Origin of the sequence: Cellulomonas alba (assembly GCF_030362835.1) — a bacterium.
In the GTDB taxonomy this organism is placed as follows: domain Bacteria; phylum Actinomycetota; class Actinomycetes; order Actinomycetales; family Cellulomonadaceae; genus Cellulomonas; species Cellulomonas alba.
On sequence record NZ_JAUCGQ010000001.1, the window covers coordinates 1,510,526 to 1,528,163 of the forward strand.

Annotated in this window: 12 protein-coding genes; 7 read left to right on the top strand and 5 right to left on the bottom strand. The window is 74.1% G+C overall.

All coding sequences use genetic code 11. The features are described 5' to 3' along the window. Window positions 1-90: 90 nt before the first annotated feature. From manD to QRT04_RS06920, 3 genes are all read left to right on the top strand, one after another. Window positions 91-1,314, top strand: a complete 1,224-nt coding sequence (gene manD, locus QRT04_RS06910; RefSeq protein ID WP_289455733.1) for a D-mannonate dehydratase ManD — start codon at window positions 91-93, stop codon at window positions 1,312-1,314. After that, window positions 1,304-3,460 (top strand): alpha-glucuronidase, encoded by a 2,157-nt coding sequence (locus QRT04_RS06915; RefSeq protein WP_289454425.1) that lies wholly within the window; start codon window positions 1,304-1,306, stop codon window positions 3,458-3,460. The genes manD and QRT04_RS06915 overlap by 11 nt, the downstream gene beginning before the upstream one ends. Window positions 3,461-3,720: 260 nt before the next feature. Then, window positions 3,721-4,707: an acetylxylan esterase gene (locus QRT04_RS06920; RefSeq protein WP_289454427.1), complete on the top strand. Its 987-nt coding sequence runs from the start codon at window positions 3,721-3,723 to the stop codon at window positions 4,705-4,707. Window positions 4,708-4,728: 21 nt separating this feature from the next. Here QRT04_RS06920 and QRT04_RS06925 read toward each other — a convergent pair whose 3' ends face one another. The 3 genes from QRT04_RS06925 to uxaC form a co-directional block, all read right to left on the bottom strand. Further along, entirely contained in the window at window positions 4,729-5,835 is a 1,107-nt protein-coding gene (locus QRT04_RS06925; protein WP_289454428.1) for a sugar kinase, read from the bottom strand. Between the two features lie 92 nt (window positions 5,836-5,927). After that, entirely contained in the window at window positions 5,928-6,599 is a 672-nt protein-coding gene (gene eda, locus QRT04_RS06930) for a bifunctional 4-hydroxy-2-oxoglutarate aldolase/2-dehydro-3-deoxy-phosphogluconate aldolase (protein WP_289454429.1), read from the bottom strand. Further along, window positions 6,596-8,098 carry a glucuronate isomerase gene (gene uxaC / locus QRT04_RS06935; protein WP_289454430.1) on the bottom strand — a complete coding sequence of 501 codons (1,503 nt, stop codon included), beginning with the start codon at window positions 8,096-8,098 and terminating at the stop codon, window positions 6,596-6,598. Before uxaC ends, eda begins: the two co-directional genes overlap by 4 nt. Window positions 8,099-8,250: 152 nt before the next feature. Between uxaC and QRT04_RS06940 the strand changes: the two genes are divergently transcribed. Both QRT04_RS06940 and QRT04_RS06945 read left to right on the top strand, forming a co-directional pair. Beyond that, window positions 8,251-9,816: a mannitol dehydrogenase family protein gene (locus QRT04_RS06940; protein WP_289454431.1), complete on the top strand. Its 1,566-nt coding sequence runs from the start codon at window positions 8,251-8,253 to the stop codon at window positions 9,814-9,816. A gap of 113 nt (window positions 9,817-9,929) precedes the next feature. Continuing rightward, on the top strand, window positions 9,930-11,165 hold the full coding sequence (locus QRT04_RS06945; RefSeq protein WP_289454433.1) for a hypothetical protein: 1,236 nt from the start codon (window positions 9,930-9,932) through the stop codon (window positions 11,163-11,165). Between the two features lie 70 nt (window positions 11,166-11,235). Here the strand turns inward: QRT04_RS06945 and QRT04_RS06950 are convergent, their stop codons facing one another. Further along, window positions 11,236-13,830, bottom strand: coding sequence for an ATP-dependent Clp protease ATP-binding subunit (locus QRT04_RS06950; RefSeq protein ID WP_289454434.1), 2,595 nt, complete (start codon window positions 13,828-13,830; stop codon window positions 11,236-11,238). 240 nt (window positions 13,831-14,070) lie between these two features. Here QRT04_RS06950 and QRT04_RS06955 point away from each other — a divergent pair, with 240 nt between their 5' ends. Further along, complete coding sequence (locus QRT04_RS06955) at window positions 14,071-14,433, top strand: nuclear transport factor 2 family protein (RefSeq protein WP_289454435.1); 363 nt, start codon at window positions 14,071-14,073, stop codon at window positions 14,431-14,433. 42 nt (window positions 14,434-14,475) lie between these two features. Here QRT04_RS06955 and QRT04_RS06960 read toward each other — a convergent pair whose 3' ends face one another. After that, window positions 14,476-15,375: a LysR family transcriptional regulator gene (locus QRT04_RS06960; protein ID WP_289454436.1), complete on the bottom strand. Its 900-nt coding sequence runs from the start codon at window positions 15,373-15,375 to the stop codon at window positions 14,476-14,478. A 70-nt stretch (window positions 15,376-15,445) separates the two neighbouring features. Here QRT04_RS06960 and QRT04_RS06965 point away from each other — a divergent pair, with 70 nt between their 5' ends. Further along, complete coding sequence (locus tag QRT04_RS06965) at window positions 15,446-16,501, top strand: EamA family transporter (RefSeq protein ID WP_289454437.1); 1,056 nt, start codon at window positions 15,446-15,448, stop codon at window positions 16,499-16,501. The last annotated feature ends 1,137 nt before the right edge of the window (window positions 16,502-17,638 follow it).

A 17,638-nucleotide genomic window follows, 5' to 3' on the forward strand; every position in this document is an offset into this window, starting at 1 on the left:
GGGTCGGGCACGAGTCCCGACCTCACCACCGGCGCCGGGGCGCCCGAGACGGTCGGCGACACCACGTCGGGCACCTCCACCGGGACCGCGATCGTCCGCGCCGAGGTCCTCGTCACGAGCCCGGACCGGAACTTCGTCACGCTCCGCCTCACGACCGCCGACGGTGTCGTGGGCCTCGGCGACGCGACGCTCAACGGGCGCGAGCTCGCGGTGGCGAGCTACCTGAAGGACCACGTCGTCCCGCTGCTCATCGGCCGGGACGCGCACCGCATCGAGGACACCTGGCAGTTCCTCTACCGCTCGGCGTACTGGCGGCGCGGCCCGGTGACGATGGCGGCCATCGCGGCGGTCGACGTGGCGCTGTGGGACATCAAGGCGAAGCTCGCCGGCATGCCGCTCTACCAGCTCCTCGGCGGCGCGAGCCGGACCGGGATCATGGCCTACGGCCATGCGAGCGGCCGCGACCTGCCGGAGCTCTTCGACTCGATCCGCCGCCACCAGGAGCTCGGCTTCCGCTCGATCCGCGTGCAGACGGGCATCCCCGGGATCGACAAGGTCTACGGCATCGCCGCGCAGCGCACGAGCACCGGCAGCCGCTACGACTACGAGCCCGCGCAGCGCGCGCCGCTGCCCGCCGAGGAGGACTGGGACACCCGCGCGTACCTGCGGCACGTCCCGACGGTGTTCGAGGCGGTGCGGAACGAGTTCGGCCCCGAGCTGCCGCTGCTGCACGACGGGCACCACCGCATGACGCCCATCCAGGCCGCCAAGCTCGGCAAGGCGCTCGAGCCGTACGACCTGTTCTGGCTCGAGGACTGCACGCCGGCCGAGAACCAGGAGGCGCTGCGGCTGGTGCGTCAGCACACCACGACGCCGCTCGCGATCGGCGAGGTGTTCAACACCGTCTGGGACTACCAGACGCTCATCCGCGAGCAGCTCATCGACTACGTGCGCTCGGCCGTGACGCACACGGGCGGCATCACCGCGCTGCGCCGGATCCTCGACTTCGCCGCGCAGTACCAGGTGAAGTCCGGGATCCACGGGCCGACCGACATCTCCCCCGTCGGCATGGCTGCCGCGCTGCACCTCGACCTGGCGATCCACAACTTCGGCATCCAGGAGTACATGCAGCACGGCAGCCGCACCGACGAGGTGTTCCGGCAGTCGTTCACGTTCACGGACGGCTACCTGCACCCCGGTGACGAGCCCGGGCTCGGCGTCACGTACGACGACGCCGTCGCCGAGCGTTTCCCGTACGAGCAGGCATACCTCCCGTTCAACCGGCTCAAGGACGGGACGGTCCATGACTGGTGACGCCTCGGTGCACCCGATGTGGCTGCCCGACGAGGCGTTCCGCGCGCTCGGGGCGCGCCGCGTGCTGCTCGCCGCCGACGTCGCGGAGCCCGTCGTGGCGACCGTGCTCGACGAGCTCCGGCGCGCGTCTGCACGCTGGGGCGGCACGGTCGTGGTCGCTGATGGCAGCACCCCGGCGACCGGCCACGACGTCGTGCTGGCGGTCGCCTCGCACGCCGCGACGCCCGGTTCCGGCAGTGCGCGCGAGGCGCACGCGTCGACCGCGCCGTACGCGCCCGTGCTGCGCGCTCTGCTCGGCGGCGCGCTGACGGTCGACGCCGGCGCGCCGCTGCAGGACGGGATGTTCGCCGTCGGCCGCCAGGACGGCGTCGCGGTCGTCGTCGCCGCGCCCGGCGCCGCGTTGCTCTACGGCATGCACGCGCTCGTCCGCCACGGCGAGCGCGCGTTCGAGGGACCCGACGAGCTGCTCTGGGACCTGCCCGTGCAGGACGTCCGCATGCTCGACCACTGGGACAACGTCGACGTGCACGACGTCATGGGCCAGGTCGAGCGCGGCTACTCGGGCGGCTCGATCTTCTACGACGCCGGCCAGCTGCGTGACGACCTCTCTCGCGCGCGCGCCTACGCCCGACTGCTCGGCTCGGTCGGCATCAACGCCGTCGGCCTCAACAACGTCAACGTGCACCGCACCGAGGCGCGGCTGCTGACCGACCGGCTCGGCGACGTCGTGCGCCTCGCGGAGGTGTTCCGCCCGCACGGCATCCGCGTCTACCTGTCGGTGAGCTTCGCGGCGCCCATGACGATCGGGGGGCTGCCGTCGTCCGACCCGATCGACCCCGAGGTGCAGGCGTGGTGGGCGGCGCGCGCCGCGGACGTCTACGCGGCCGTCCCCGACTTCGGCGGGTTCGTCGTCAAGGCGGACTCCGAGGGCCGGCCCGGGCCGTTCGCGTACGGTCGCGACCACGCCGACGGCGCGAACCTGCTGGCCCGTGCGCTGGCGCCCTACGGCGGCACCGTGTTCTGGCGTGCGTTCGTCTACGACCACACGCAGGACTGGCGCGACCGCTCGACCGACCGCGCCCGGGCCGCGTACGACCACTTCGCTCCGCTCGACGGCCGGTTCGACGACAACGTCGTGCTGCAGGTCAAGTACGGGCCGATGGACTTCCAGGTGCGCGAGCCGGTCTCGCCGGTGATCGCCGCGATGCCGCGCACGCGTCTCGCGGTCGAGCTGCAGGTCACGCAGGAGTACACGGGCCAGCAGCAGCACGCGGTGTGGCTCGGGCCGCAGTGGTCGGAGATCCTCGCGTTCGGCTTCCACGGCGAGGGCTCGCGCACCGTGGCGGAGATCGCCGCCGGGCTCCCCGGCCGAGGCACCGACCCGCGGCCCTTCCCGGCCGCCGGGCTGGTCGCCGTGTCGAACGTCGGCGACGACGAGTTCTGGACCGGTCACCCGCTCGCGCAGGCCAACCTCTACACGTTCGCGCGCCTCGCGTGGGACCCGTCCGCGGACGTCCGCGCGGTGCTCGACGAGTGGATCGGGCTGACGTTCCCCGGCCCCGAGCCGGGCGGCGGCACCGAGCCCGTCGTCCGCGAGACGCTGCACGCCGTGCTCGACGAGTCGTGGCGCACGTACGAGGCGTACACGTCGCCGCTCGGCGTCGGCTTCATGGTCCGGCCGGGCCACCACTACGGGCCGGACGTCGACGGGTACGAGTACACGCCGTGGGGCACGTACCACTTCGCGGACCGCGACGGCATCGGGGTCGACCGCACGCGCGCCACCGGCACGGGGTACACGAGCCAGTACCCCGCGCCGTGGCGTGACGTCTACGAGGACCTCGCGACCGTGCCCGACGAGCTGCTGCTGTTCTTCCACCATGTGCCGTACGGCCATGTGCTGCGCGACGGCACCACCGTGATCCAGCACGTGTACGACACGCACTTCGCGGGTGCTGCGCGCACCGAGGAGCTCGCCAAGGCGTGGACCGACGTCGAGGGGCGCGTGCCCGACGCGCTGTTCGCACGCGTCGCCGAGCGCCTCGCCGAGCAGGTCCGCAGCGCGCACGAGTGGCGCGACCAGCTCACCACCTACTTCCGGCGCAAGTCTGGTGTGCCGGATGCGCGGGGCCGGACGATCTACTGACCACAGATCGCCCGACGACCCGGCCTGCCGCGACGCCCGCCGCCTCCGTCCACCTCTCCGGGGACGGCGGGCGTCGCGTCGGCCGCCGGGGCCTGGCGCGGCGATGCGCCCACCCCGGACGGATGGCTAACGGTTGCCACGTGCCTTGCCATAGGGTGCGGGTGAAGCGCACTCCGCGTCCCACATCGTCGTCGAAGCTCGCGAGCTCAGGTCACGACGCCCACCGGCGTCGCCGTCGCCGCGACCCAGGAGCATCTGCCGTGGCGTTGTTCGACCTCCCCCTCGACCAGCTCGAGCGCTATGCGCCCGACGTCGCCGAGCCCGCGGACCTCGACGCGTTCTGGGCGGAGACCCTCGACGAAGCGCGCACCCACACGCCCGTCGAGCGGCTCGAGCCCGTGAGCACGGGGCTCGCGCTCGTCGAGACGTGGGACCTGACGTTCCGCGGCTTCGACGGCCAGCCCGTCCGTGGCTGGTTCTCCCGGCCGCGCGGGACGGCCGGGACCGCGCTCCCCGTCGTGGTCGAGCTCGTCGGGTACGGCCGCGGCCGGGGACTGCCGCACGAGCGCCTGCTCTGGACCGCCGCGGGGTACGCGCACCTGCTGGTCGACTCGCGCGGCCAGGGCGCCCAGCACGGCAACGGCGGCGACACGGCCGACCCGGTCGGCGCCGGGCCCGCGGCACCGGGCTTCGTGACGCGCGGCATCCTCGACCCGCACACCTCCTACTACCGGCGCCTCGCGACCGACGCGGTGCGCGCCGTCGACGCCGTCCGCGCGCTCGACGACGTCGACCCCGACGGCGTCGTGACGACCGGCAACAGCCAGGGCGGCGGCATGGCGCTCGTCGTCGCGGGCCTCGTGCCCGACCTCGCGGCGACCATGCCGCACGTGCCGTTCCTGTGCCACGTCGAACGCGCTCTCGCGATCACCGACGCGCACCCGTACGGCGAGATCGTGCAGTTCCTGTCGGTGCACCGCGACGCGGCCGACGCCGTGCGACGCACGCTCTCCTACCTCGACGGCGTGGTGCTCGCGCGACGCGCGCACGCGCCCGCCCTGTTCGGCGTCGGGCTGCGCGACACGGTGTGCCCGCCGTCCACGGTCTTCGCGGCCTACAACCAGTACGCCGGCCCGCGCGCGATCGAGGTGTACCCGTTCAACCACCACGAGGGCGGCGACGCGTTCCACTCGCGCCGCCAGCTCGAGTGGCTCGCCGGGGTGGTCCCGACACCGCTGGCGGGCTGACGCGGGTGCCGGCGGCAGGCATCAGCGGTCGACGCGCGCGCCGCCGCCCGTGGCGAGCCTGAGCACCTCGGCCCTCGTCGCCATGCTCGTGTCGCCGGGAGTCGTCATGGCGAGCGCGCCGTGCGCCGCGCCGTACTCGACCGCGGTCGCCAGGCTCGCGCCCTCCAGCAGGCCGTACACCAGCCCCGACGCGAACGAGTCGCCGCCGCCCACGCGGTCGAGGATCTCGAGTGCCGGGCGCTCGGTCGCGCGCACGACGCCCGTCGCGGGCGACCACGCGATCGCGCCCCAGCCGTTGACGGTCGCCGAGCGCACCGACCGCAGCGTCGTCGCGATGACGCGCAGGTCCGGGTACGCGTCCGCGACGCGCTCGATCATCGCCGCGAACGCGCCCGCGTCGAGTGCCGTTAGGTCCGCGTCGACGCCCTCGACCGCGAAGCCGAGCGCGGCCGTGAAGTCCTCCTCGTTGCCGAGCACGACGTCGACGTGCGGTGCGATCGCCCTGTTCACCTCCTGCGCGCGCGACCGCCCGCCGACGGCCTGCCACAGCGACGGCCGGTAGTTGAGGTCGTACGAGACGACGGTGCCGTGGCGCCGTGCGGCGCGGACCGCCTCCAGCGTCGTCGCGGCCGCCGTGTCCGAGAGCGCGGCGTAGATGCCGCCCGTGTGGAACCAGCGGACACCGACCTCGCCGAACAGGCGGTCCCAGTCGACGTCCGCGAGCTGCGACGCCGCGGAGTGGCCGCGGTCCGACACGCCGACCGCGCCCCGCACGCCGAACCCGCGCTCGGTGAAGTTCAGCCCGTTGCGGACCGCGCGGCCGACGCCGTCGTACGCGAGCCACCGGACGTACGACGTGTCCACGCCGCCGGCGAGCACGAGACCCTCGATCAGGTGTCCGACCTCGTTGTCCGCGAGCGCGGTCACGACCGCGGTGCGCAGCCCGAACGTCCGGGCGAGGCCGCGCGTCACGTTGTACTCGCCGCCGCCCTCCCACGCTGCGAACGAGCGCGCGGTCCGGATGCGACCCTCGCCCGGATCGAGCCGGAGCATCACCTCGCCGAGGCTCACCGCGTCGTAGCGGCATGCGTCCGCGGGGCGGAGCGGCAGCGTCGGGTCGTCGGTCATCGTCGTCTCCTTCGGCGGCGGTCCGGCCGGCGACGGCCGGCGACGGGCTCCGCGGTGCTGCGGCTGCCGGAGCGGCCGAGCACGGCGGACGGTCAGACGGGCGGGGTGCGAGGGCGGACCGCGTCGGCGGCGGCGACCGCGTCGCGCGTCAGGGTCGCGATACCGGCGACGTCGCGCGCCCGGACGCGGTCGCGCGGCACCATCCACGATCCCGCGACGGCCGCGACGCACGCGAGGGCCAGGTAGTCGGGGAGCTCGCGCGGACCGATGCCGCCGGTCGGCACGAAGCGCACCCCGGCGAACACCGACGCGAGCGCGGCGACCGCCGGCGCCCCGCCCGAGGTGCCAGCGGGGAAGAACTTCACCAGCCCGACGCCGAGCTCGAGGGCACGCATCACCTCGGTGGGCGTCACTCCGCCGGGCACGACGGGCACGCCGTGCTCCCCGCACCGCTCGATGACGGCCGCGCTCGTGCCGGGCGAGACGACGAATGCCGCACCCGCCGCGACGGCCTGGTCGACCTGCGCGGGCGTCAGCACGGTGCCCGCTCCGACCAGCAGGTCGCCCCGGTCGGCAAGGCGCGCGATCGCGGTCCGCGCCGCCGGGGTCCGGAACGTCACCTCGGCAACCGGCAGCCCGCCCGCGACGAGCGCGTCACCCAGCGCGGGTGCGTCCGCCGCGTCGTCGAGCACGACGACGGGCACGAGCCGGTGGTGCACGAGCGCCTCGACCGCGCCGGCCGGCGGCGCCGGGTGCGGCGTCACGCGTGCTCCCGGCCCCGGGAGACGGGCTCGGGGACCGTGGCGCCCGGACCGGTTGCCGAGCCGGCCCGGCGCGCGTAGGCCTCGCGCGGGAAGCGGTACGCGAGGTCGACCGCGGTGTCGAGCGCCTCGTCGAGGTCGAGCCGGTGCTCGACGACCAGCCGCGCGAGGTAGCCCGCGTCCACGCGCCGCGCCAGGTCGTGGCGCGCCGGGATCGAGCAGAACGCGCGCGTGTCGTCGACGAAGCCGGTCGTGTTGGCGAACCCTGCGGTGTCCGTGACGGCCTCGCGGTAGCGGCGCAGGCCGTCGGGCGTGTCGAGGAACCACCACGGTGCCCCGAGCCGCAGCGCGGGGTAGACGCCCGCGAGGGGCGCGAGCTCGCGGCTGTACGTGTCCTCGTCGACCGTGAAGGCGACCATCCGGAAGCCCGGGTGGTGGCCGAACGCCTCGAGCACGGGGCGCAGCGCGCGAGTGAACTCCGCCGCGACCGGGATGTCGTAGCCGAGGTCCGGGCCGAGCACCGCTGCGGCGGTCCGGTCGTGGTCGCGGAGCACGCCGGGGTGCAGCTGCATGACGAGCCCGTCCTCGCTCGACATCCGGGCCATCTGGAACAGCATGTGCGCCTCGAACGCGCGCGCGTCGGCAGCGTCGACAGGCGGTCCGCCCGCGGCGGCGCGCAGGGCGCTGGTGACGAGGCGCTCGGCGCTCGCGTCGTCCATCGGCGTCGTGTCGGCGCCGAGGTGGCCGTGGTCGGTGGCGCGCGCGCCGCGCTCGAGGAAGGCCGCGCGCCGCTGCTCGAGCGCCGCGACGAACCCGCGGTAGCTCGTCACGGGCACGCCCGAGCGCTCCTCGAGCAGCGCGACGTCGCCCGACCACCCGGGCCGGTCGATGCGCAGCAGGGCGTCGGGCCGGAACGTCGGCACGATGCGGTCGCGGTAGCCGCGCGCGGCGAGGGCCGCGTGGTCGTCGAGCGTCGCCGTCGCGTGGTCGGTGGTCGCGAGGATCTCGATGCCGAACCGGTCGAACAGCGCGAGCGGCCGGTGGTCGGGCCGGTCGAGCGCCTCGGCGATCCGGTCGTACACGGCGTCGGCGGTCTCGGCCGACGGGCGGACGTCGACGCCGAACACCTCGACGAGCACGTGCTCGAGCCAGTAGCGCGTCGGCGTGCCGCGGAACAGGTGCCAGTGCGACGCGAACGTGCGCCAGACGGCGCGCGGATCCGTCTCGACCGGGCCGCCGTCGAGCCGCGGGACGCCGAGCGCGGCGTGCGGCACACCCTGCGAGACGAGCATCCGCACGAGGTAGTGGTCGGGGACGACGAGCAGGCGGGCGGGGTCGCTGAAGGGCTCGTCCCGCTCGAGCACGTCGACGTCGACGTGGCCGTGCATCGACACGATCGGCAGGTCGAGGGTCGCCGCGAGGATCTCGCGCGCCACCGCGCGGGTGCCCGGGTCGGCCGGCAGCGCGCGGTCGGGGTGGAGCGTCAGCGCGGGAGGCGTCACGGCCGTCCTTCCTGGGGGACGACCGCGGTCGCCGTCGACCGCAGACGCCCCGGCACGAGCATCAGGCCACCACTCTCACACCGTGCCCGCTCGTCTGGCAAGCGATTGCCGTCCGTTTGCCACCTCCCGTCGCCCCGTGCGAGATTCCTCGGGTGAGCGCTCCGCCGGACGCACGTCGCCGCGAGCCGGCGCGCCTGTCCGCCGCGCGCCTCGGCGCGATCCGCGCGGGCGTCGGCGCGCCGCCGTTCGACCCGCGCGCGCTGCGCACGGGCGTCGTCCACCTGGGCATCGGCGCGTTCCACCGCGCCCACCAGGCCGTGCTGACGCAGGACGCGATGGCCGCGTCCGGCGACGACCGGTGGGGCGTGCTCGGCGTGACGCAGCGGTCCCGCGGCGTCGTGGACCAGCTCGTGCCGCAGGACGGGCTGTATGGCCTGCTGACGAAGGGCGCGCGGGCGTCGTCGCTCCGGGTGGTCGGCGTGCACACCGGCGTCGCGTACCCGGGCGACGAGACCGGGCGCGTCGTGGCCTCCATCGCCGCGCCGGCCACGCACGTCGTCACGCTCACGGTGACGGAGAAGGGGTACCGGATCGCACCCGACGGCGGGCTCGACGTCTCGGACCCCGACGTGGCCGCGGACCTTGCGGCGCTCGACGCGGGGGCCCGGACGGCGACCGGACTCCCGAGCACGACGCCGACACGGCCGACGCCACGGCTCGTCCCCGGCCCCGACGGCCCGCCGGCGCGCACCGCCGTCGGCCTGCTGCTCCGCGGCCTCGCGGCACGCCGCCGCGCCGACGCGGGGCCGCTGACGGTCGTCAGCTGCGACAACCTCGCCGGCAACGGCCCCGTGCTCGCGGCCCTCGTCGCCCAGGCGCTCGAGCACGCGCGCGACGACGACCTGCGCGCCTGGGTGGACACCTCGGTGCGGTTCCCGGCGACGATGGTCGACCGGATCGTGCCCGCGACGACCCCGGCGCACCACACCGAGGCGGAGGCCCTGCTCGGCCTGCGCGACGCGGGGCTCGTGGTGGCCGAGCCGTTCACGCAGTGGGTCGTCGAGGACGCGTTCGCCGGCCCGCGGCCACCGTGGGAGCTCGCCGGCGCGACGCTCGTCGCCGACGTGGCGCCGTTCGAGCGGGCGAAGCTGCGGATCCTCAACGCCGTGCACTCGACGCTCGCGTACCGGGGCGCGCTGCGCGGTCTGCCGACCATCGCCGACGCCGTCGCGGACCCGGACCTGCTCGCCGCGGCGCGCGCGCTGGTCGACGAGGACGTGCTGCCGACCCTTGACCCGCCGCCCGGCGTGGACCTGCGCGCCTACCGTGACCAGGTGCTCGACCGCATGGCCAACCCGGCGACGGGGCACACCACGAGGCAGGTCGCGTCCGACGGCTCGGCCAAGCTGCCGCAGCGGCTCCTCGGCACGGTGCGCGACCGTCTCGCTGCCGGCGCCGTGCCCCACGCCGCGGCCGCCACGCTCGCCGCGTGGATCGCGTACGTGCGCACGGTCGCGTGCGACGGCCTCGTGCTCGACGGCCGCGCCGTGACGCTCGACGACCCGCGCGCCGACGCGCTCGCCGCCGCAGCCGCGGGACCCGTCGACGGCCTCGCCGACCGGTTCCTCGCGCTGACCGACGTCGTCGGTGACCTGGGCGAGTCGCACGAGCTGCGCGACGCGGTCGGCGCGGCTCTGCGCGACCTCGGCGTGCGCTGACCTCTCCGCGCCGGTCGCGCACCCGTTCCCCACCACCCTCGTATCCGGGCCGCATCGGGTCGATCCTTCAGTGGTGGGCGCCGCCGCCGCGGCGACGCCGCAAGGAGGCAGCCGTGCCGGTGAAGACCGCTCCGTTCGACCCCGCGACGCACGGGTTCGCGTTCCCCAACGCGTTCGTCGACACGTTCGCGACGCTGCCCGGGGGCAGGAAGATCCAGACCGCGGGCCGCTGCGGCGGCATGGCGTACGCCGCCCTCGACTACTGGCACGCGCACGCTCCCGTGCCGCGATGGGGCGACGGCCTCTGGGCGCCGTCACGCGTGCCGCCCGACGGGCACTGGCTCGCCGACACCATCCGCAAGCGCCTCTACGACTCGTTCCTCACGGTCTCGGCGACGCACTTCGTCACGTGGACGCTCGCTCCGGACGACGGCGCCGGCGTGGTCCGCGGCGTGACGCGGTGGACGAAGGAGGACCAGTTCCCCCGCGTCGTCGAGGCCGTCGACGCCGGCACTCCGGTGCCGCTCGGGCTCGTCGTCGCCCGCCGGCTCGACCGCATCGGCGACAACCACCAGGTCGTCGCCTACGGCTACGAGCGCGGCGCCGACGGCACGCTCACCGTGCTCGTCTACGACAACAACTCACCGGGCGAGGAGGTCCGCCTGACGTCCCGGTCGCACGACGCGGGCTGGCTGGCGTCCAACGGGCCGCGCTGGCGCGGGTTCTTCGTCGAGGACTACGACGGCCGGCCGCCGCGCGTGCTGACGAGCTCCCCCGCGGCACGCGGCACCACGGTGACGAGCGACAGCGGCGTCCGGCTCGCACACGCCTGGACCGGGCTCGTGCTCCGCGCGGACACGTCGCAGTACGCGGGCGTGGCCGACGCGAACCGCGTGATGACGTCCGGCTCGGCGGACCTCGACGAGCTGTGGCACCTCGTCGCGGCGGGTGGCGACGACGGCCCGGCGCTGCCCTCGGTCGCCGGCGTGCCGGCGTCGGTGACGTCGGGCGGCGGAGCCCCGGCACCGCTCGCGTCCGGCGACGCCGTGAAGCTCCGCCACGTCGCGACGGGCCGGTGGCTGACGAGCCGCGCGGGGACCCGATCGCCCGTCACGGGCCAGCAGCGCGTCGACACCGACGCGGTGCCGACCGACGACGACGCGACGTGGCGCATCGAGGTGGACGGCGGCGGCACCTGGACCGCAGGTGCGCGGGTGCGGCTCGTGCACGCGGCGTCCGGCGCGGCGCTGCACTCGCACCAGCACCCGGTCGCGCCGGGCCAGAACGAGGTCACCGGCTTCGCGGGCCGCGATCAGAACGACTGGTGGTCGGTGCTGGCCACGTCCTGAGCCCGCGCCGGGCACGACGGAGCCCCGCCCCCTCGGAAGGGGACGGGGCTCGTCGTCGTGCGGCGGGTCGTCAGCCGGCGAGCGGCTGCGTGCCCGTGCCGCCGTCGCCGCGGCCGGAGACGCTCGGCGCCGGCGGGACGTCGGTGCCCGAGCCGGGCGTCCCGACGCTCGCGCCGACCGGGACCGGCTCCTTCGCGTGCTTGCCGCGGTCGCCGATCGGCACGCCGCGGAACAGGAACTCGCCCAGGAGCCCCTCGCCCTCGGCGTCGACGATCACCAGCTGGCCGCCCTTGAGCTCGCCGAACAGGATCTTCTCGGACAGCGCGTCCTCGATGTCCCGCTGGATCGCGCGGCGCAGCGGCCGGGCGCCGAGGACCGGGTCGTAGCCCTTCTCCGACAGCAGCTTCTTGGCCGCGTCGGTGACCTCGATGCCCATGTCCTTGTCCTTCAGGCGCGCGTCGAGCTTGGCGATCATCAGGTCGACGATCGCGAAGATCTCCGGCTGCGACAGCTGCGGGAAGACCACGACGTCGTCGACACGGTTCAGGAACTCGGGCCGGAAGTGCTGCTTGAGCTCGTCCCCGACCTTCGCCTTCATCCGCTCGTAGGACGTCGACAGGTCACCGCCGGCCTGGAAGCCGGTCATGACGCCCTTGGCGATGTCCCGCGTGCCGAGGTTCGTCGTCATGATGATGACGGTGTTCTTGAAGTCGACGACGCGGCCCTGCGAGTCGGTCAGGCGACCGTCCTCGAGGATCTGGAGCAGCGAGTTGAAGATGTCCGCGTGCGCCTTCTCGACCTCGTCGAACAGGACGACCGAGAACGGACGACGGCGCACCTTCTCGGTGAGCTGACCGCCCTCGTCGTACCCGACGTAGCCGGGGGGCGAGCCGAACAGCCGCGAGACCGTGTGCTTCTCCGAGAACTCGGACATGTCGAGCTGGATCAGCGCGTCCTCGTCACCGAACAGGAACTCCGCGAGCGCCTTGGCGAGCTCCGTCTTCCCGACGCCCGTGGGGCCCGCGAAGATGAACGACCCACCGGGACGCTTCGGGTCCTTGAGGCCCGCCCGCGTGCGGCGGATGGCCTGCGACAGCGCCTTGATGGCGGCGTCCTGGCCGACGACCCGCTTGTGCAGGTTCTCCTCCATGTGGAGCAGGCGGCTCGACTCCTCCTCGGTGAGCTTGAACACCGGGATGCCCGTGGCGTTCGCCAGCACCTCGGCGATGAGCTCCTCGTCGACCTCCGCGACGGCGTCGAGGTCGCCGTTCTTCCAGGCCTTCTCCTTCTCCTGGCGGCGCAGGCCGAGCTGCTTCTCGGCGTCGCGCAGGCGCGCGGCCTTCTCGAAGTCCTGCTCGTCGATCGCCGACTCCTTGTCGCGGCGCGTCGTGGCGATCTCCTCGTCCAGCTCGCGCAGCTCCGGCGGAGCCGTCATGCGGCGGATGCGCAGGCGCGCGCCCGCCTCGTCGACCAGGTCGATCGCCTTGTCCGGCAGGTACCGGTCGTTGACGTACCGGTCGGCCAGCGTGGCGGCGGCGACGAGCGCCCCGTCCGTGATCGAGACGCGGTGGTGCGCCTCGTAGCGGTCGCGCAGGCCCTTGAGGATCTCGATCGCGTGCTGGAGGTTCGGCTCCGCGACCTGGATCGGCTGGAAGCGGCGCTCGAGGGCCGGGTCCTTCTCGACGTACTTGCGGTACTCGTCGAGCGTCGTCGCGCCGATCGTCTGCAGCTCGCCGCGGGCCAGCATCGGCTTGAGGATGCTGGCGGCGTCGATCGCGCCCTCCGCGGCACCCGCACCCACGAGCGTGTGGATCTCGTCGATGAACAGGATGATGTCGCCGCGCGTGCGGATCTCCTTGAGCACCTTCTTCAGGCGCTCCTCGAAGTCACCGCGGTAGCGGCTGCCCGCGACCAGCGCGCCGAGGTCGAGCGTGTAGAGCTGCTTGTCCTTGAGCGTCTCCGGCACGTCGCCTCGCACGATGTCCTGCGCGAGGCCCTCGACGACCGCCGTCTTGCCGACGCCGGGCTCGCCGATCAGCACCGGGTTGTTCTTGGTGCGGCGGGACAGCACCTGCATGACCCGCTCGATCTCCTTCTCGCGCCCGATGACCGGGTCGAGCTTGTTGTCGCGCGCGGCCTGCGTGAGGTTGCGCCCGAACTGGTCGAGCACGGCCGAGCCCGAGGGCTGGCCCTCCTGCGGGCCGCCGGCCGCGACCGGCTCCTTGCCCTGGTAGCCGGAGACGAGCTGGATGACCTGCTGGCGCACACGGTTGAGGTCGGCGCCCAGCTTGTTGAGCACCTGCGCGGCGACGCCCTCACCCTCGCGGATGAGGCCGAGCAGGATGTGCTCGGTGCCGATGTAGTTGTGACCCAGCTGCAGCGCCTCGCGCAGCGACAGCTCGAGCACCTTCTTGGCGCGCGGCGTGAACGGGATGTGCCCCGACGGAGCCTGCTGGCCCTCGCCGATGATCTCCTGCACCTGCGCCCGCACGGCCTCCAGGGAGATGCCGAGCGACTCCAGCGCCTTGGCCGCGACACCCTCGCCCTCGTGGATCAGGCCCAGGAGGATGTGCTCGGTGCCGATGTAGTTGTGGTTGAGCATCCTCGCCTCTTCCTGGGCGAGGACGACGACCCGGCGGGCTCGGTCCGTGAATCTCTCGAACATGTGCACTCCTCACGAGCGGCGTGCTCGCCGGTTCTCCCCGCTCGGGGACCGAGCGAGAGGCGTCGACGAGGCGGCGTTGTTCGATGCTAACTGCGGGGCTCGCGCTGATATGGCCGTGTTCGCCGCAGGCGTGAACATCGGTTTCATCGGCATCTCGGGGCGCGCCGATGAGCGCACCGGCGCCTGGCGGCCCGTCGCGGCGGCCGGGCGCGTGTCGGTGGTCGGGGGCACGCTCGGGGGATGGACGTCATGGCCTGGGTCGCGAGGTACGAGGACGCGTGGCGCGCGCAGGACGCGGGCGCGGCGCTCGACGAGCTCTTCACGCCCGACGTGCGCTACCTGCGCTCGGCGTACGACGACGGGCTCACGGGGATCGACGCGGTGCGGGAGTTCTGGCCGGACCCCACGCCGTTCACCATGACGGCGGAGCCGGTCGCGGCGGAGGGCGACACCGCCGTGGTGCGCGTCGAGGTCCACTACGAGGACGAGCGCCACCAGGAGTTCCGCGACCTGTGGATCCTCCGGTTCGCGGGGGACGGCCGCGTGCGGCACTTCGAGGAGTGGGCGCACTGGCCCGGGCTGCACTGGACGCCCAGCGACTGACCGCCCCTTCCCGGCGCAGCCGCTGCGGCCTGAGCCGCCGCGCTACCGCGCGGCCGCCGCCACGCCCGCCCGGCGCAGCGCGTCCACGACCCGCAGCACCACGAGCCGCTCGGCGCGGTCGGGCCGCATCACGGCCACCACGAACCGCACCGCCGGCACGTGCCGCAGCGGCCGCAGCACCACGTCGCCGTCGGCGCGCGTCGTGAACCGCGGCAGCACCGCGACGCAGCCGGAGGCCGCCACCAGCGCCTCCACCAGCCGGTTGTCGCGCACGCGCTGGACCACACGCAGGTCCCGGCCCACGTGCGCCGCCACGGAGCGCAGCACGCTGTCGAACGGGTACCCCCGCGGGACGCCGATCCACGACTCGTCGGCCAGCTGCGACGGCGTCACATGGTCGTCCGCCGCCAGCCGGTGGCTCGCGGCCATCGCGATGTCGAGCGGCTCGCGCGCGAGCAGCCGCGTCCGCAGCCCCTCGGCCCCGGCCGGGGTCGGCCCCGCGAGGCTGTGCGCGATCACCAGGTGGTGCGTGCTGACGAGCGCCGCGTACTCGTCCTCGGCGACGTCGACGTCGTCGATCGTCACGTCGATCCCGGCCGCGGCGAGGTCGGCCAGGACGGCCGGGAGCAGGAAGGTGGCGGCGCTGGGGAGCGCGGCGACCCGCACGGTGCCGCCGGTCGCGCCCCGGAACTCGTCCCAGCGGGCCTGGACGCGCGCGAGCGCGACGTCGACGTCCTCGCCGCACTCCGCGAGCACCCGGCCCGCCTCGGTGAGTCGCAGGCCGCGGCCGTCCGGCTCGACGAGCGTCGCACCGAGCTGCCGCTGCGCGACCTTGAGCTGCTGCGACACGGCGGACGGCGTGCGGTGCGTGGCCTGCGCGACGGCGACCACGCCACCGTGCAGCGCGAGGTCCCGCAGGAGCTCGAGATGCCGGACGTCCATGTAGGCAACCTACAGAGTTCTGTACGGATATGTGATTGTGCCGCGCTCCGCAGCGACGCAGGCTCGGGTCATGACTCCACGCGACCGGCTCCTCGCGGTGGCGGTGGCCGTCGCCTGGGGGCTCAACTTCGTCGCCATCGACGCGTCGCTCGACCAGTTCCCGCCGATGTTCCTGGTCGCGCTCCGGTTCGCGCTCATCGCCGTGCCGACGCTGCTCCTCGTCCCGTGGCCGGGCGTCCCGGTCCGCTGGTGGCTGCTCTACGGCACCGGGTTCGGCATCCTGCAGTTCCTCTTCCTCTACTGGGGCATGGCGGCGGGGATGCCCGCGGGGCTCGCGTCGCTCGTGCTCCAGTCGTCGGCCCCGTTCACCGTGGTGCTCGGCGCGGTCCTGCTCCGCGAGCGCGTCAGCGGGCGCCAGGTCGCGGGCATCCTCGTCGCGGTCGCGGGCCTCGCGGTCGTCGGCTGGCAGCGCTGGGAGTCTGCGGCGCTCCTGCCGTTCCTGCTCACGGTGGCGGGCGGTCTCGGCTGGGCCTTCGGCAACCTCGGCAACCGCCTCGCCGGCGCCGGCCGGCCGCTGCACCTCGTGCTGTGGATGAGCGTCGTGCCGCCGCTCCCGATGCTCGCCGTGTCGCTCGGCGTCGAGAGCCCGGCGCGGATCGCCGGGTCGTTCCACGGGCTGACGTCGCGCACCGGCGTCGAGGCGCTCGCGGGTCTCGCCTACACCGTGCTGGTCGGGACCCTGCTCGGCTCCGGCCTGTGGACCGCGCTGATGCGGCGCCACCCCGCGAGCCGCGTCGCGCCGTTCTCGATGCTCGTGCCCGTCGTCGGGATCACCGCGGCATGGGTCCTGCTGGGCGAGCACGCGTCGGCGGGCGAGCTCGTCGGCTCGGCGATCGTCGTCGCGGGCGTGCTGTCCGCGGGCTCGCGCGCCGGCACGGCGGGACAGGGCCGAGCCCCCGGCACCGAGGAGGCGCCGGGGGCTCGGTCGTCCTGCGCGGGTCAGGGCGTCACGCCGGCCACGGACGTGCCCCAGTTGGCGATGAAGTCCGGGTACCCGAACGTGCCCGGGATGTACTCCGTGGCCACCCAGACCTTGCCGGAGGCGTCCGCGACGGCGGCCGAGTAGTCGCCCCATCGCCCGACGCCGTTGCCGCCGTACGCGGGGTAGCCGGTGAAGCCGTCGTCCGGCTTGGCGCCGGCGGCGACCACCTGGATGCCCGACGTGACGTCGCCCGCGCTCGAGAGGTGCACGATCGCGGCCGACGGGTAGTAGTCCCGGCCGGTGAGCGTGAACACCATGACCGCCCGCCCGTCGGGTCGCACCCCGATGGCCGGGAAGATCGTGCTCTGACCGTTCGCCGCCACGTACCCCTGGTTCGCGACGGTGCCGGAGACGCCCGTCGCGCTGCTCGCGCTCGGCGCGACCACGAAGTACGCGATGCCCGCGGTGGTCGGGCCGTTCGCGGTCTTGATCGCCGTGTTGAGCCCCGACCAGAGCGCGCCGTTCGCGTAGACGACCTGGTTCATCCGGTCGTCGTTCGACTCGATCAGCTCCTCCTTGAACTTGAGGGCGTCGGCGAGCGGGGTCGGCCCGCTCTTCTGCTGCGCCTTCGGCGGCGCGCCGTACACCTCGGAGGCGAGCACCTTGCTCGTCAGGTGCACGTCCGGGTTCGCCGTGCTGAGCGAGCGCGTGTTCGTCAACGCCCAGACCGCGATGCGGTTGTCGAAGCCGCCGGTGAACTCGAGCGCGGACAGGAAGAACTCGGTGCCGTTCGCGGCGCTGGACCACTCGGCGGCGGTCGGCGACGTGGCCGGCTGCACGCTGTACGCGATCCCCTCGGCGAGCGACGGGCTCGCGCTCTCGATCCGCTGGACCTTCATCGTCCCCGCGGCGAGCGCGGCCTTGTCGAACGCGTAGACCTGCGCGCCGTTGAACTCGGGGCCGTCGATCGAGAACTCGTTCGTCGACACGTAGAAGCCGTTCGCGTCGGCGCCGATGAGCGGCTGGTCGCCGAGGCACGGGCAGCCGGGGTGCGACGGCGTGCCCTGCGTGCCGTCGTTTCGCACGTTGACGCGGTAGATGTACCAGTCCGCCGACGACGTGCTCGGCGTGCCCGACTTGCTCACGGCGATGTTCTCGAAGCTCTCGCCCGTGAAGTCGCCGGTCGCCGGTTCGGTGCCGAGCTGCAGCTCCGTCATGAAGAACCGGCCGAGCGCGGGGTCGAAGTAGCACTTGGGGTCCGTCACGTCCGGCCCGTAGGTG